General features: G+C 57.3%; 14 protein-coding genes. 5 read left to right on the top strand and 9 right to left on the bottom strand.

Annotated elements, in window-relative coordinates:
* Positions 1-10 precede the first annotated feature (10 nt).
* Entirely contained in the window at positions 11-1,426 is a 1,416-nt protein-coding gene (locus AC4IC4_RS11710) for an MFS transporter (RefSeq protein ID WP_491471153.1), read from the top strand.
* Between the two features lie 32 nt (positions 1,427-1,458).
* Here the strand turns inward: AC4IC4_RS11710 and AC4IC4_RS11715 are convergent, their stop codons facing one another.
* From AC4IC4_RS11715 to AC4IC4_RS11740, 6 genes are all read right to left on the bottom strand, one after another.
* Positions 1,459-1,950 carry an Hcp family type VI secretion system effector gene (locus AC4IC4_RS11715; protein ID WP_148768574.1) on the bottom strand — a complete coding sequence of 164 codons (492 nt, stop codon included), beginning with the start codon at positions 1,948-1,950 and terminating at the stop codon, positions 1,459-1,461.
* 21 nt (positions 1,951-1,971) lie between these two features.
* Positions 1,972-2,406 (bottom strand): hypothetical protein, encoded by a 435-nt coding sequence (locus AC4IC4_RS11720; RefSeq protein WP_491471154.1) that lies wholly within the window; start codon positions 2,404-2,406, stop codon positions 1,972-1,974.
* Positions 2,384-2,905, bottom strand: coding sequence for a polymorphic toxin type 44 domain-containing protein (locus AC4IC4_RS11725; protein ID WP_491471155.1), 522 nt, complete (start codon positions 2,903-2,905; stop codon positions 2,384-2,386). The genes AC4IC4_RS11720 and AC4IC4_RS11725 overlap by 23 nt, the downstream gene beginning before the upstream one ends.
* A 99-nt stretch (positions 2,906-3,004) precedes the next feature.
* Entirely contained in the window at positions 3,005-4,000 is a 996-nt protein-coding gene (locus AC4IC4_RS11730; protein WP_491471156.1) for a DUF2891 domain-containing protein, read from the bottom strand.
* Positions 4,001-4,009: 9 nt separating this feature from the next.
* Complete coding sequence (locus tag AC4IC4_RS11735; protein ID WP_023344166.1) at positions 4,010-4,996, bottom strand: DUF979 domain-containing protein; 987 nt, start codon at positions 4,994-4,996, stop codon at positions 4,010-4,012.
* Complete coding sequence (locus AC4IC4_RS11740; protein ID WP_008501655.1) at positions 4,993-5,715, bottom strand: DUF969 domain-containing protein; 723 nt, start codon at positions 5,713-5,715, stop codon at positions 4,993-4,995. Before AC4IC4_RS11740 ends, AC4IC4_RS11735 begins: the two co-directional genes overlap by 4 nt.
* Positions 5,716-5,915: 200 nt before the next feature.
* On the opposite strand from AC4IC4_RS11740, the gene AC4IC4_RS11745 reads away from it, so the two are divergent.
* Entirely contained in the window at positions 5,916-6,461 is a 546-nt protein-coding gene (locus tag AC4IC4_RS11745) for a winged helix DNA-binding protein (protein ID WP_024908533.1), read from the top strand.
* On the opposite strand, the gene glgX is transcribed toward AC4IC4_RS11745, so the two are convergent.
* The 3 genes from glgX to treZ are packed head-to-tail and all read right to left on the bottom strand — an operon-like array spanning position 6,462 to position 12,805.
* Complete coding sequence (gene glgX, locus AC4IC4_RS11750) at positions 6,462-8,537, bottom strand: glycogen debranching protein GlgX (protein ID WP_491471157.1); 2,076 nt, start codon at positions 8,535-8,537, stop codon at positions 6,462-6,464.
* 15 nt (positions 8,538-8,552) lie between these two features.
* The gene (gene treY / locus AC4IC4_RS11755) at positions 8,553-11,021 is read right to left on the bottom strand and encodes a malto-oligosyltrehalose synthase (RefSeq protein WP_491471158.1); all 2,469 of its coding nucleotides are present in this window, start codon (positions 11,019-11,021) and stop codon (positions 8,553-8,555) included.
* A complete protein-coding gene (gene treZ / locus AC4IC4_RS11760) occupies positions 11,018-12,805 on the bottom strand; it encodes a malto-oligosyltrehalose trehalohydrolase (protein WP_491471159.1) in 1,788 nt (595 codons plus the stop codon). Before treZ ends, treY begins: the two co-directional genes overlap by 4 nt.
* A 132-nt stretch (positions 12,806-12,937) precedes the next feature.
* On the opposite strand from treZ, the gene AC4IC4_RS11765 reads away from it, so the two are divergent.
* The 3 genes from AC4IC4_RS11765 to AC4IC4_RS11775 all read left to right on the top strand — a co-directional run bounded on the left by AC4IC4_RS11765 (position 12,938) and on the right by AC4IC4_RS11775 (position 15,430).
* Positions 12,938-13,465: a GNAT family N-acetyltransferase gene (locus AC4IC4_RS11765; RefSeq protein ID WP_491471160.1), complete on the top strand. Its 528-nt coding sequence runs from the start codon at positions 12,938-12,940 to the stop codon at positions 13,463-13,465.
* A gap of 86 nt (positions 13,466-13,551) precedes the next feature.
* Complete coding sequence (locus AC4IC4_RS11770; RefSeq protein ID WP_249430341.1) at positions 13,552-14,301, top strand: 5'-nucleotidase, lipoprotein e(P4) family; 750 nt, start codon at positions 13,552-13,554, stop codon at positions 14,299-14,301.
* A gap of 142 nt (positions 14,302-14,443) precedes the next feature.
* Positions 14,444-15,430 carry an MBL fold metallo-hydrolase gene (locus AC4IC4_RS11775; RefSeq protein ID WP_407858562.1) on the top strand — a complete coding sequence of 329 codons (987 nt, stop codon included), beginning with the start codon at positions 14,444-14,446 and terminating at the stop codon, positions 15,428-15,430.
* The last annotated feature ends 2 nt before the right edge of the window (positions 15,431-15,432 follow it).

Genomic DNA, 15,432 nt, shown 5'->3' on the forward strand with positions numbered 1-15,432 from the left:
AGTAACGACGATGACGCTCTTTTCAAACCAGCCCGGCGATGATGGTTTACCCGGGCATGAACGCGCCAGGGTGATGGCCGCCGTTATGACCACCACGCTGATGGGCGTTTTTGACGGTACCATGATCAACATCGCGCTCCCCTCCATGGCAAGAGCGATGCAGGTCCCCGCGAACGTTGCGGTCTGGTTCGCCAACGGTTATCTGCTGTCAGCGGCGATGACGTTGGCCATCTTCGCGGCGCTGGCAGCCCGCGTGGGCTATCGCCCAATCTTTCTGGCCGGGCTTGCCACCTTTACGCTCACCTCGCTCGGCTGCGCGCTGGCAACAACGCCGGAAATGTTAACCGGGATGCGAATTCTGCAGGGCATCGGCGGTGCGGCGACCCTGAGCATCGCCCCGGCGATCCTGCGCTCCGTTTTTCCGGGCCGGCTGCTGGGCCGCATTCTGGGGCTGCACGCCCTGCTTATCGCCTCCAGCACGGCGATTGCCCCGGTGCTCGGCGGAACAATACTGGACGCCCTGAGCTGGCAATGGCTGTTCGCCATTAACCTTATTCCAGGCAGCATCGCCCTGCTGCTGGCATGGCGGGCCTTGCCGCGGGAATCGGCCGCTGACCGCACTCCCTTTGACGCGCCGGGCGCCGTGCTCTCCGCCGTCCTGTTAGGTTCAGCGATCATGCTGGCCGACAGCCTTCAGCACGTGACGCAACACATTAACCAGGAGGCCGTCTGCTGGGGCGTTCTCGCGCTGGTCGGCGCCTTCGCCTTTACCTGGCGGATTCGGCGCGCACAACATCCGTTACTGCCGCCGGTGATGTTCAGAAACGGGCGCTTCACCCTCGCCGCGCTGACCTCGCTGGCGTCGTTTGTGAGCCAGGGGATCACGTTCGTCGCGCTGCCGTTCCTGTTTCAGAGCGTGTATGGCTACAGCCCGGTGGTTTCCGCGCTGCTGTTCACCCCGTGGCCGATTGGCATCGTGCTGATTGCACCGCACGCCGGGCGATGGGCGGATACAATTTCCGCGCCGCTGATCTCGACCCTCGGGCTGATCGTCTTTGTCGGTGGGTTGGTCCTGCTGGCCACGTTGCCGGAGAATCCTTCCGTCTGGAATATCTGCCTGCGCAGCCTGGTCTGCGGTATGGGATTTGGCTGCTTCCAGAGCCCCAATAACAGGGAAATGCTCGCTAACGTCGCGCGGGAATATGCCAGCTATGCCTCCGGCGTGTTGTCGATTGTGAGGACATTCGGCCAGTGTCTCGGCGCCGCCGTGGTGGGGGTGCTGCTGGCTGTGACTACAGGGTCAGGTCATCAAACGCTTGATGACCGGGCCGTGCATCTGGCGCTGTGGATTGCGGTGATTGCCTCAACGGGATCGGTCTTATTTAGCCTGAGCAGGCTGCGCCCTGCGGTTCGGGCATCAGCGTAAACTATTGCAGCGCCGAGAGGCGCTGCTCGTTTTTACGCATAGGCTGTAGGGCGTTCGTTCCACGCATCAGTGTACTGAATATTTCCGTCCAGAATTTTCCATGTGATTTTTGCATATCGCAAAGATACATTTTCCATGTGACCTGTACCGGGACAATCTCTTGTATCATGCATTATTGGAGTTATTGAAATGACTTTCACACCTTCCATAAGAATGTTGAAGTATTCCACTTCCTGACCAGCATCATTGATGTGGTAGAACTTTAATTCAGCACTATGAAGCGTCTGACCTGTAGCGACTGCTTTATATAGATAGGGTGAAGATGAATCAATTGCTTTTGTTAAACTGAACGCTGAGTGTTGCCTTGTACCTGTAAGTTTACCCGTTGCATCATCTGTTGGAATGCTCAGGTTATGAATCAGATCCCTGAGCTCTATACTTCCTTCACGGTCTGCAACATCAGAACCGCCACGGATCATTGCTCCGCCATCGTCTTTCAAAAAGAGGTGTACTGGTACAGCCATTTCTATAACTCCTTATTTTGATTAATCTCTTATTCCATTGGCTATGAGGTTAATTACAGGCATGATCGCTACACCATCTGCATAGAACAGATCAGAATTAGTGAATGAATAAACCTTGCCCGTGATTTTTACATTTACCGTGCTCCCATAAGCTGAAGCAGTAACATTGCTTGTATTGGCTTCAAGGAATGGTGATCGATCTTCAAGGGCTTTCATAATGTTCCCGCTGTTGTCTTTATCTAAATAGAAGCGGTAAACATCCGACACCGTAGCGCCCCCATCATCATACTTTGTTATGTACAGTGTGACGGCATCAGAGAGTTTCTGTTTGCTGACAAAACTATCGTGAGGAGGTGCATTAAAATAGTATTGATATGTCAGAAACCCACAAACAACGAGCAATAGAATCGTTGTGAGTAAGAAATGAAGCCGTTTAATAACCGTATTTCTTTGCATATTCGATACCTTGCCTTATCCAAAACTGATCGTGAGGATCATCCCCATAAGGCGGTTTTTGATACCAGTGTCCCCATTTCTTTTTGGAGGTTTTAGCTCTTTCCTGCGCCCATCCAGCCCCCATCAATAACGTTTTTGATGGTATCCCGGCGGCATAACCAGCCGAACCATAATTGAAGTTCCCAAAATTTGCTAACTCAGGGTGTCCCTGCTTGTAATCCCACGGCCCCTTATTTCTTACTTTTTGATAAAACCAAAGATAGGTTGTAGGGATAGCCATGTTTCTACTCATACCATGCGCTCTTGCAATCCTCATGTTTGCCAACACAAGTGCGATTCCTTCTTTAGGTAACAAAGGTATAACAGCCACATTAACCATCCATTCATTGTGGGTATATGGCCGCGTATCGTACACTTTTACGATGGTAAAAAAGATATCTGTTTCCAGAGAAATGACGGAAAAATATCCGACCACGGTATTAATCGCATTAAAAATCAAAGAAGTTTAGGCTGCGCCCTGCGCGGTCTACAGGCAAGCGTTGCACAATGTAGGCCGGGTAAGCGCAGCGCCACCCGGCAAGAAAGACGACTCGTTTGTTTACTCCAGCGCCAGCAGTGCAAAGCTCGCCAGCCAGTGTCCGCCGCTATAGTGGCTGCCGACCACATGCCCGACGCTGGCGGCCAGATGTTTCGTCACCGCCTCGCGCAACGCCGGTTGCGCCGGGTGGCTGGCAGGAAGCGCTTTCGCAATGTGCTTCATACACCACGCGCGGCTGAGGTTTAACCCGTCCAGATGGGCAATTTTCGGATCGGTACGGTCGCTCACCTCCGCCGGGTTCATCAGTGCCGTAACGGCGCCCACCTCTGGCAGAAACGCATCAAACCAGGCCGGGAAATCTTCAGACACTTTGCTCATCAGCAGCGCCTCCGTCAGCGCGCCGGAAATATACTCGTCTCCGCCGGGTTCATAGTGTGCCGGATAGCGCGTGTCGGCGAGATAAAACCGCTCCGCTGCCGCCAGAATCGCCTGTTCAAGCGCCTTGTCTCCCACTGCGCGACCGTAATCGAGCGCCAGCGCGAGAGCAAACGCGGTGTTGTAGTGCGTCCCGACGCGGATCGGATAGGTCAGCTTAGCAAGATAATCCACCAGCCGGTTGCGAATATCCTGGGTGAGCGGCTCCAGCATCCGGTACCAGCCTGCGGCCTGCGGCAGCGACGACTGTTTCAGCTCCTGGGCCAGCGCCAGCAGCCAGCCGTAACCATACGGGCGCTCAAACGAGGCGCGGAACGGCGCGTTAAAATAGGCCAGCTCCTTCGCCACGTTCTCTTCGGTCATGTGCTCGTCAAAAAGCGCGACGATCGCGTCCCGGCACGGTAATTCCGGATAGAGGCGCACGCAGCGCAGCAGCAGCCAGTAGCCGTGCACCGCCGAATGCCAGTCGAAACAGCCGTAGAAAATCGGGTGAAGTTCGCGGGGCGGCAGAACGTCACCATCATCATTCAGCAGGTGCATGATGTGGTTCGGGTATTCCTGGCGCAAATAGGTCAAAGGCATGCGGGCAAACGCGTCGGCCTGATGTTGCGTTAATTCCATAACAGCTCCTTAGCGAAACACGAGGAAATACATTAAGAACACGTTCACCACCAGCAGGGTTAACGCGGTCGGGATCTGGATCTTGATCACCTGATATTTGTCTTTCAGCTCCAGCAGCGCGGCGGGAACGATATTGAAGTTCGCGGCCATCGGCGTCATCAGCGTGCCGCAGTAGCCTGCGTACATGCCAATCGCCAGCAGCGGCGCAGGGTTGCCGTGATGCACGTTGATCAGAAACGGCAAGGCGATACCGGCACTTAATACCGGGAAGGCCGCAAAGGCATTACCCATAATCATGGTAAACAGCGCCATACCCACACAGTAAATCACCACCAGCATGAAGCGGCTATCCGGGTTCACAAACAGGCTCACCACTTTCTGCACCGAGTCGCCCGTGTTGGCCACCACGAACACGCCGCCGAGCATGGCCAGCATCTGCGGCAGGATCACCGCCCAGCCGATAGTATCGACAAGACGACGGGACTGACGAACGGCATGCAGCGGTGTGCCTTTGGTCAGCCACCAGCCGGTGAGGATCGCCGCAACGCAGGCCACGCACAGCGCCGCCAGGGTGAGCTGCTTCTGATCGAGCAGAAACACGCCGCCGACCGAAACGCCCTTCAGGAATAACGTGCCCAGCACCGTCACCACCGGGATCATCAGCGCGGGCAGGAACAGCCAGTTTTTAAGCCGGTTTGACGACGCGACGCGCTCCTCCTCGGTCGACATTTTATAGTGCCCTTTCCCGACGAGACCAAAACCCGCCAGCAGCGCGATAACGATAACGCCACCGCCGATAATCCGGTACGCCAGTGATTTCCCCAACTCCTGCACCATCAGATCGCCAAACAGGAAGATCCCGCCAAACAAGAACCAGAACAGCGCGGTGGTAAAGCGCTTCGGATTGGCGCGATCGCGCAGGGTCATCACAACCAGCAGCATCACGACAAAGCCAATCAGGTAGTACACGCGGTTAATGGTGATAAGCGTCATCATTGCGCGGCCTCCTGCGTACCCTGCTCTGCACGCCAGGCCATCACGTCGCGACGGATACTTGCATCGAGGCGCAGCAGGCGCGTCATATGAATAATCAATGCCGCAATGGCGGTTGGGATAGCCCACAGGCCGATATGCAGCGGTTCAATGCCCTGAATGCCATTCTCTTTCAGGAACGCGTCGATCAGCAGCACCGCCCCGAAGGCAATAAAGATATCTTCCCCAAAGAAAACCGCGATGTTGTCACACGCGGCGGCATGGGCTTTGATTTTGTCGCGAATGTGCTGCGGCAACTCGCCATATTCATTCAGCGCCGCCCCTTCGGCCATCGGCGCCAGCAGCGGGCGCACCGTCTGGGCGTGACCGCCCAGCGACATCAGGCCCAGCGCGGCGGTACCTTCACGGGCGACAAAATAGAGCATCAGAATACGCGCTGAGGTGGCGCTGGCGATCTTCGCCACCCAGGCCTGGGCGCGCTCTTTAAGCCCGTAATATTCCAGCAGACCAATCACCGGCAGGATCAGGATGAAGGTGGCCAGCGATCGGCTATTGACGAACTTCTCGCCGAAGGTCTCCAGCAGCATGCCGAAATCCATACCGACCAGCAGACCCGTCGCCAGCCCCGCCACCACGACCACCAGCAGCGGGTTGAAGCGCAGTGCAAAACCAATAACCACGATCGGTATCCCGATCAGCGGCAGCAGCGTAGTACCGTCCATAACGTTTACCCTATTGAAAGTGAGCGTTGCGCGCCGACGGCTATTTTTTTAATTTGCGGCGAGCGATGTTGTGTTTTGTTGGCAGGCTTCGCAAAACCTGCGCTAAAAAGCTATATCTGAACCTCAAAAACATGTAAACAAATTATCAATAAAATGTTCTTATTTTATCGATGAGTTTACATTTCTGGCTAAGGAACGTTATGACCTCAGAAAAGAGTGCTTCACCCGATCGCGACGATATCAACGATGGCCGGATCGTCTCTTCCCGCCACCTGGTATCCGAGCGCTGCGCGGAGTTATCAGAGCTGGAATATGCGCTGATCATGACCAGCAACGCGTTTAACAAATGGATGGTGCGCTGCATGACGGCTGCCGGCGAGCCCGATATGGGCGCCTTTGACGTTTCGCTGCTGCATCACGTGAACCACCGCGACCGCAAGAAAAAGCTGGCCGATATCTGCTTCGTCCTCAACGTGGAAGATACCCACGTGGTGACCTATGCGCTGAAAAAGCTGGTCAAAGCAGGCTACGTGACGAGCGAGAAAGCGGGTAAAGAGCTCTTTTTCTCTACCACGGAGGAAGGGAAAGCGCTGTGCATGAAATACCGGGACGTGCGGGAAGCGTGTCTGATTGCGATCCACGCGGAGAGCGGCATTGCCGGGAAGTCGATTGGTGAGACCGCGCAGCTGTTACGCACGATCTCCTCCCTGTATGACACCGCCGCCCGGGCGGCGGCGTCACTGTAACTAAGGTCGTCGGAACAGCGTAATGCTGCGACCGGCCAGTTCATATTCTACGGTTTCGGTGATCGCTGCCCCGGTGGCAGCGTCATCCGCCGTAGACAGCTCCAGCACCCATCCCCCTTCGCCAAACTGCGGGATCTGGAACGGCACGGTGCCTTCAAACGGGTTGAACAGCATCAGCACGTCGTGCCAGATACCGTCCTCCTGCCGAAGATCCGGCCTGCTGATGGAGACCCCAAGCGTCGAGCCTTCGTCCCACTGCTCGGCCTGCTGCGGACCGCCTCCGGCATTGAACCAGCGGATCTCCAGCCCGTCGCGCCAGCTCTCACGACGCAGCAGCGGCTGCTGCGCGCGCAGGGCAATCAACCGCCGGGTGAACTCGCGCAGCGCGGCTTCATTTTCTGACAGCCCCTTCCAGTCGATCCATGAGATCTCACTGTCCTGGCAGTACCCGTTGTTGTTCCCCTTCTGCGTACGGCCAAACTCGTCCCCGGCAAGCAGCATCGGCGTGCCGTGGGAGAACAGCAGCGTGGTCAGGAAATTTCGTTTCTGCCGCTCCCGGGTAGCAATAATATCCGGGTTCTCCGTCGGCCCTTCTTCGCCATAGTTGTACGAGCGATTATCGTTATGCCCGTCGTTATTGTCCTCGCCGTTGTCGGCGTTATGCTTTTCGTTGTACGACACCAGGTCATTCAGCGTAAAGCCGTCATGGGCGGTGATGAAGTTGACGCTGGCCCACGGACGACGGCCGCGCAGATCGTACAGATCGCCGGAGCCGAGCAGCCGCGCGGCAAAGTCCGTGGAGACGTTGTCCCCCTTCCAGTACTCGCGAACGGTGTCGCGGTATTTGTCGTTCCACTCCCCCCAGCCTGGCGGGAATCCGCCCACCTGATAGCCGCCGGGACCGATATCCCAGGGTTCACCAATCAGCTTCAGTCGGGATAAGACCGGATCCTGAGTCATGGCGTCAAAAAAACCGCCGCGTGGGTCAAACCCTTCGGGCTCGCGGCCCAGAATCGTCCCCAGATCGAAACGAAAACCGTCAATGTGCATCGACTCCGCCCAGTAGCGCAGGGAGTCCATCACCATCTGCAGCACGCGCGGATGCGAGGTGTTGACCGTATTTCCCGTCCCGGTGTCGTTGATGTAGTACCGGTGCTGGTCCGGAAGCGTGCGGTAATAGCTGTAGTTATCAATCCCCTTAAACGAGAGCGTCGGGCCAAGCTCGTTCCCTTCCGCCGTGTGGTTGTACACCACGTCCAGAATCACCTCGATGCCTGCGTCATGATAGGCGCGCACCATATCGCGAAAGCCCTGGATCCCCGCCGGGCCGTAGTAGCGTGACGCAGGGGCAAAAAAGCCCAGCGTGTTATAGCCCCAGAAGTTCTTCAGGCCACGGTCAAGCAGATGCTGATCGTCCGGGAACCAGTGAACCGGCAGCAGCTCCACCGAGGTAATGCCCAGGCTTTTGATATAGTCGACCGAGGCTTTGTGTCCCATCCCTTCAAACGTGCCGCGCAGCTCGGGCGGAATGGCAGGGTTCATCTGGGTAAAGCCTTTCACATGGCTCTCATAAACAACGGTATGCGGCCAGGGCACGTTCGGCCGGTTGCTGTCCTGCCAGTCAAAGGCATTCGGGTCGATGACCCTGCCTTTCGGCGTGAACGGCGCGCTGTCCCGCGTGTCAAAGCTCAAATCCAGTTCATCATGCCCCAGCTCATAGCCGAAATGGGCGTCGTTCCAGTCGATATCGCCCACCAGTTCACGGGCGTAGGGGTCGATAAGCAGCTTGTGCGGGTTGAAGCGATGACCGTTTTCCGGGTCGTAAGGGCCGTAGACGCGATAGCCGTACAGCGCCCCAGGCTTCAGGTCGGGCACATAGCCGTGCCAGACCTCATGGGTATATTCCGACAGTTCCAGCCGGGCGATTTCGGTTTTCCCGGACGGGTCAAACAGACAGAGTTCCACCCGCTCAGCGTGAGCGGAGAACAGCGCGAAGTTGACCCCTTTCCCGTCATAATTCGCACCCAACTGCTGGCCATGACCGGCCCGAATTTCAAACGTTGTATCCTTTGCCATTTTCGTTCTCCACGATTATTCGCAGGTAAGCAGAACCAGTACACATCCCTTTTCTGGCGTTAACGCCAGCGTTTCTTGCAGTATGCGGCTTTCGCCGCTGAACAGATCCCGATAGCGCTTCCCGGCCAGTTCGTCGGGTAACGCGACCGTGGTATTGACCCACAGCTGATGATTATCGGTGACGTCAAAAACCAGACGCGGCACGGCAACAATCAGCGCCTCGCCGTCCTTAACGCGCGCATAGACAATCAGGTTATCCTCACGATCGCCGGTGACCTTAAGCGGCAGCCAGTCGCCATAGCGGAAAAGCGCGTCGTAGTGCGGTCTAAGCCGCAGCAGCGTGGCGGTAACGAACTGTTTGACCCTGCCGTCACGCCAGCATATCGGGTTGTCAAACACCCCGGCATCCGCCGCGCTGAGGTGCTGCACCAGGGCCGGAAAGTCCGGTTCCCGCCGGTTATCCGGGTCGACAAGGCTAAAATTAAGCGCCTCGCTGCCCTGATAGATATCCGGGACGCCGGGCGCCGTCAGCTTGATCACCGTCTGGCTGAGGCTGTTCATCAGCCCGGCGCGGATAAAGGGCTGCATCGCCTCGCTGAAATCGTGCAGGAACAGGGTGTTGTCCGGTGAAAGCAGGTGCCGTGCATAGCTCAGCACCACGCTCTCATAGCTCTCGTTGCTGTCGATCCAGTCGGTGCGCTGCTTCGCCTCGCGCAGCGCTTTCTCAAGGAAGCCAAGGAAACGTTCTTCCAGTGATTTCAGCCCGTCGGCGTCGTCCGGTGACAGCGTGGCGGGCCAGACGCCCGCCAGCGCCTGGTAGATCATCCAGGTATCGGCGGCGTTCGGCGCGGTACCGTCATTGAGAAAACGCACCTGGGTCTGGTTCATCTGCCGCCAGCGGGCCAGGTTTTCCCCCCACCATTCCGGGGCTTCCGTCAGGGTGTAGAGACGCGCCCGGGCATCTTCCCCGCGCTTGGTATCGTGCGTGGAGGTGCCCAGCAGCGCGTCGGGCTGACGGGCGAGACGAATGCGCATTTCCTGGTGGAAGCGGGATAATGAAAACGCGCGCGGCGTCGGGTCGGCGCCCACTTCATTGAGCGCCAGCTCCAGGTTGTGGCGGAAGAACAGCGTGTCTTCAACGGATTTCGCCATCAGCGGCCCGGTGAGCTGCTGGAAGCGGGTCCTGAACAGCGCGGCGGTGTCGCAGCACGCTTCCGGCAGGTCGCCGGTAAGAATGCGCACGATCAGGCTGAGCGCCGCTTCCGACGTCTCCACGCTGGCAACCACGCGGTTAAGCAGCGCCACGTCCGTCTGGGTTAACCCCTCGCGAGTGCCATAGGTGCGGTAGACCGGAAACGCAATAAGCAGTTCGCGCAGCGCGTGGCGGATTTCCTCGCGCGGCAGCGCAACCTCATTGCGGCGTGCCAGATCCTCAGCAAGGTTCAGCAGCGTGGTGAATTCACCCTCAAAATTACGATCGGCCATCAGGCCTTTGGCATCGCGAAGTTCCGCGTGGCGATCGACCGTGATGCCCAGCGTCTCGTCGTGGATTTTCTCCAGACGCCCCAGGCTATCGTCGTCGACCAGCACTTCCGCCAGCGAGGCGATAAACTCGTACCCGGTGGTACCGGATACCGGCCAGTCAGCGGGGAGCTGTTCCCCTTTGGCGAGAATCTTTTCGACCGTAATGTAGCAGTCGGGCCCGGTGGCCTGCCGCAGGTGCTGCAGATAGCCCAGCGGATCCGCCAGGCCGTCGACATGGTCAATGCGCAGACCATCCACCACGCCCGCGTGGACCAGCTCAAGGATCAGCCGGTGCGTGTCGTCGACGACCGCATCATCTTCAACCCGAACGCCGACCAGCCCGGTGATCTCAAAGAAGCGCCGCCACGAGAGCTGCTTCGGCGCTTCCCGCCAGGACATCAGCCGCCAGCTTTGCGCGTCGTGCAGTTCCGCAATGCTCTTCTCCTCGCTGTACGTGCCCGGGTTGAGCGGATACTCCGCGTCGTAGTAGACCAGCGCGGCCTTTTTCGTGACAGGGTCACGTTTTAGCGTGATGGCCCCCTTCTCCAGCTCCGCCTCAAAGGTGTCGCCGAGGAACGGCAGCGTTAGCGGTCGCGACCCGTCGATATCAAAGTAGCGGAAATAGCGGCTCTGCTGGCCATATTCAATTACGTCGCGCCACCAGAGGTTTTCCAGCGAGGTGGACATATGGTTGGGGACTATGTCCAGAATCAACCCCATACCGGCCTGCTTAAGCGCCGCGGCCATGCGGTCAAATCCTTCCCGCCCGCCGATGGCGGGGTCGATTTCATTCGGATTGGTTACGTCATAGCCGTGGGTGGACCCCGTCGTGGCAGTGAACACGGGCGACGCGTAAAGGTGGCTGATGCCGAGGTCCTTCAGATACGGCACCAGCGCCACAACGCGGTCAAACGTCATGCCGTTACGGAACTGAATTCGGTACGTGGCGGAAGGGATCATAACGATGCTTCTCCATTAGCAAAGCGAACGACAATACCGTTCGGCGGTAATACGTCGGTGACTTCCGGCGAGGCAAAACGCGTCTCCCCCGCCAGAGCGGGCAGCGCGACGGGCTTAATGCCGATATTCAGCGCCAGAGAGAGCGTCCCCGACGGAAAGCGCCAGCACACCGCTACCATGCCGGGCGCGGTCTTGAGCACATGGCCCTCAACGGCGCCGCACGGATGCAGAAGCGGAACGATATAGCGATGGCGCAGCGTCAGCAGGTGGCGCGTGTAGCGCAGCCACGTCTTGCCCTCGTCGGTGGCGACTTTATGCCAGTCGAGCTTTGAGCGGATAAACGTGTTCACGTCGTTCGGGTCCGGGACGGTTTCATCGTGCCCGGCATGACCGGTAAACTCTTTCGCGCGCCCTTCCCGCACCGCCTTTGCCAGTTCGCCGTAAAAGTCGGTGAAGAACAAAAATGGATGCGTTTCACCGAACTCCTCGCCCATAAACAGCAGAGGGATATGCGGGGAGAGCAGCAGCGCAGCAAGCAGCACCCGCGTCTTGTCGGCACCGGCCAGGGAGATAAGCCGCTCGCCCTGGGCGCGATTGCCAGTCTGATCGTGGTTTTGAATAAAATCGACGAAGAACTGCGGCGGCTGCGTGCGGCATTCCACCCCGCGAGACTCGCCGGTTTGCAGAGATACCTCGCCCTGGTAGACAAAGCCTTCCGCCAGCGCCCGGGCGAACTTTTTCTCCGGCTCAAAGGCAAAGTCCTGGTAGTAAGCGTGCGTCTCTCCGGTGGCAAACACGTGGGCGGCGTTGTGGAAGTCATCGTTCCACTCGCCGGTAAACAGCGGCGCGTTGCCTTGTTCATCGCGCGGATGCAGGAAAATCACGTTGCGGCTGTCTTCCGTGGTCAGGTGAACGTGACGGTGCGGAATGGCCTCGCGGATCCTGGTGGCAATCTCCTCGAGAATATGCGTGTCGGAGCCGTCTTTTATCTGGTCGATGGCATCAAACCGCAGGCCGTCAAGGCGGTATTCCGTCAACCAGTAGAGCGGCGCGTCGGTCATGTACTGCCTCACCGGCTCGCGCTCGTAGGCGATGCCGTTGCCCCACGGCGTCATCCGCTGTGCATCGAAAAACGCGGGCGACAGCAAAGGCAGATAGTTCCCCTCCGGGCCGAAGTGGTTAAGCACGATATCCAGCACCACCGAAAGCCCCAGCCCGTGCGCGGCGTCGATAAACGCGTGGAAATCCTCCGGCGTACCGTAGGCTGAGTGTGGGGCATACAGCAGCACACCGTCATACCCCCAGCCGCGGGAACCGCCAAACTGAGAGACTGGCATCACTTCAAGCTGGGTAATCCCGAGTTCTGCCAGATACGGCAGCTTGTCGATGGCCGCCCGGAAGGTGCCCTCCGGGGTAAAGGTGCCCATGTGCAGTTCGTAAATGACCGTCTCTTCCCACGGACGCCCTGCCCAGTCGCGGTTGACCGGCTGGTAGCGTCGGGGATCGATCACCACCGAGGGGCCGTTAACGTCGCCCTTTTGCGCCCGCGAGGCGGGATCGGGCACCGCCATGCCGTCCTGAAGAACAAACTGATATTCTGCACCGTGCGTGACGCCGGGGACGTCTGCCTGGAACCAGCCGTCGCCCGTTGCCGTCATCGGCACGTCGGCGGCGGCCAGACGTAGCGTAAGTTCTTTCTGTCCTTCTGCCCAGACGCGAAAACGTACAACGTCATCGGAAATAAACTCAGCACCCCACCGCTTTTGAAATGTCCTGAATTCCATTCATTGTCCTCGAATGACCCACATTTTACGCGGAACGAAGTACAAGCTTAGTTCAGGATTAAAAGTGTGTTAGCCCAGCGGATTTAACCGCTTCGTCTATTCTTTATGAAATAACTCACTACCGGGAAAATTATGCAGATTCGAAAAGGATTAAATACGGACCTCGTCCGTCTTGAATGTTGTGACTTTTCTTTCACCATTAGCCACATTGCGCGAGAGCCCTTTAGCCATTGTGATTTGCATATCGAAGCCGTCGCCGAGCCCTGGATAAAAACCTACGAACTCGACATTCAAACGCTTGAAAACCACTGCGTTAATCCGGACGCCATATTTCTTGTTGCGGAAACGGATGACGGTGAAATAGCCGGATTTATTACCGCTTCAATTGGCTGGAATAAATTTATCTCAGTGGATTATATCGCCGTTGAGCGTACAAAACGCAGAACCGGCGCCGCACAAAAATTGATGGCCGCCGCCCACGTCTGGGCCCGCAGCGTAAACGCGCCGGGATTACGGCTTGAAACACAAAATGTGAACGTCTCTGCCTGTCTGTTTTACCGTCACTACGGATTTACCCTGGGCGGATACGACCGTTATCTCTACAACGCCTTGCCGGAAAAAGACGAGGTCGCCCTGTTCTGGTATTACATGCTGGTCTAGCGACGCGGCCGTCATATTTCTGTCATTGAATTTCATTACGCTTTCGGGATTTTAACCAGGGTGTTGAGGAAAAAAGCGTGAATTCAATGGCTAAGGCATTACTGCTGGCATTACCTGTTTTGAGTGCAGCGGCAACCGCGACGGCTGCCGGGCGCGACCTGTGTGAACCCAAAGCGTACGAAATGGCGCTGCGCTATCAGCAGAAATCGGCAGAGATTATGGCCCTGCAGCTGCAAACCTATCGGTTTGCCACCGAGCGTTTCAACGAGAAGTTAAAGGATCTGAAAACGCCCGAAAATTACGCCGTGGTGATGGACCTCGACGAAACGGTGCTGGATAACACCCCTCTGCTGGTGCGCGACGCGGAGCAGTGTCACGACTATACACAATGGGACACCTGGAGCGACTGGGAGAAGCAGGGAAAACCCGGCTTAATCCCGGGGGCGAAAGCGTTTCTTGACCACGTGAATCAGAGCAAGGTCCGGATCTACTACGTTTCGGATCGTATGCAGGAAAATAAAGCCGACACGCTGAAGACGTTAAACGCTCTCGGCCTGCCGCAGGTGTCTGACGAAAGCGTGCTGCTGGATACGGTCAGCAAGGAAGAGCGTCGCCAGAGCATCCTCAAAAAACAGCAGATCGTGATGCTGTTCGGCGACAGCCTGCCGGATTTCGCCGTGCAGTTTAAAAACAAAAAGCCGAGCGAGCAGCAGCGTGAGCTGGTTGAAGCCAGCGCCGAACACTTCGGCAACGACTGGATTGTGCTGCCTAATGCCGCTTATGGCGCCTGGTCCAAAGCCACGCTGGATAGCTGGAACGCACCGCTGAAAAAATAGGGTCTTACGGGCCGGAAAAGGCATCCCCCGCCTTCCCGGCCCTTCTGTTGGCTATCCATCCCGTTTATAGGTCCTATCATTTCTGGGCAGGTTCTTATAATTTTACGGAGCAGTAAGATGAGCACTTTCAAAGGAGACTCGTATGCTTACCGTGAAAAAACTTGCTCTTTCCACGCTGATTTCCAGTTCACTGCTTTTCTATCCTGCGCTCCAGGCCTCGGCAGAGACGCCCCAGCACGTCGTTAAACAACCGGCGGGCGGATACAGCGTTCAGGTTGGCGACGTTCTGGTCACCTCGTTTACCGACGGGACCGTCGCGCAGGATCTGCACAAGCTGCTGCGCAGGACAACGCCGCAAAACATTGATGCGCTGCTCGCGAAAAATTTCCAGACCAACCCGCCAGAGGTGTCCATCAACGCGTTCCTGATTGCGATGCCCGGACATAAAATCCTGGTGGATACCGGCTCGGGCCAGCTCTTTGGCCCCGGCAACGGCGGCCGTCTGATTGAGAGCCTCGCCACGCAGGGGATTAAACCCGAGGACATTACTGAAGTCCTGCTAACCCACGCCCACTCCGATCATGCCGGTGGCCTGGTGAAAGATGGCAAGGTGGTGTTCAGCAACGCGCGCGTTTTTGTTGGTAAACCGGATATCGACTTTTTCTTTAACGACGACAATCAGAAGAAAACCGGCTACGGCAAGAACTACTTTGACGTCGCGCAGAAGACCTTAAAGCCCTATCTTGACGCGGGGAAAGTGGTGCCGTTTAGCGGCACATCGGAGATTCTCCCGGGGCTGACCGGCACGGTTCATCCCGGCCATACGCCGGGTTCAGCCTTCTACACGCTGACAAGCAAAGGCGAGAAGATCACCTTTGTCGGCGACATCATTCACGCCGCGGCTGTTCAGTTCCCGCAGCCTGCGGTGACCATTACCTACGATGAAGATCAGAACAAAGCGGCAAGCGTTCGCGAACACGCGTTTGCTGACTTTGTGAAAAATAAAGATCTCATTGCCGCGCCGCACCTGCCTTTCCCGGGCATCGGCTATGTAACAAAAGGCGAGAACAGCGGCTATGCCTGGGTCCCTGTCACCTATACCAACCGGGACGCCAGCGGCGCGAAATAGAG

The sequence above is a fragment of the Enterobacter sp. Taxon_2 genome (assembly GCF_058355295.1).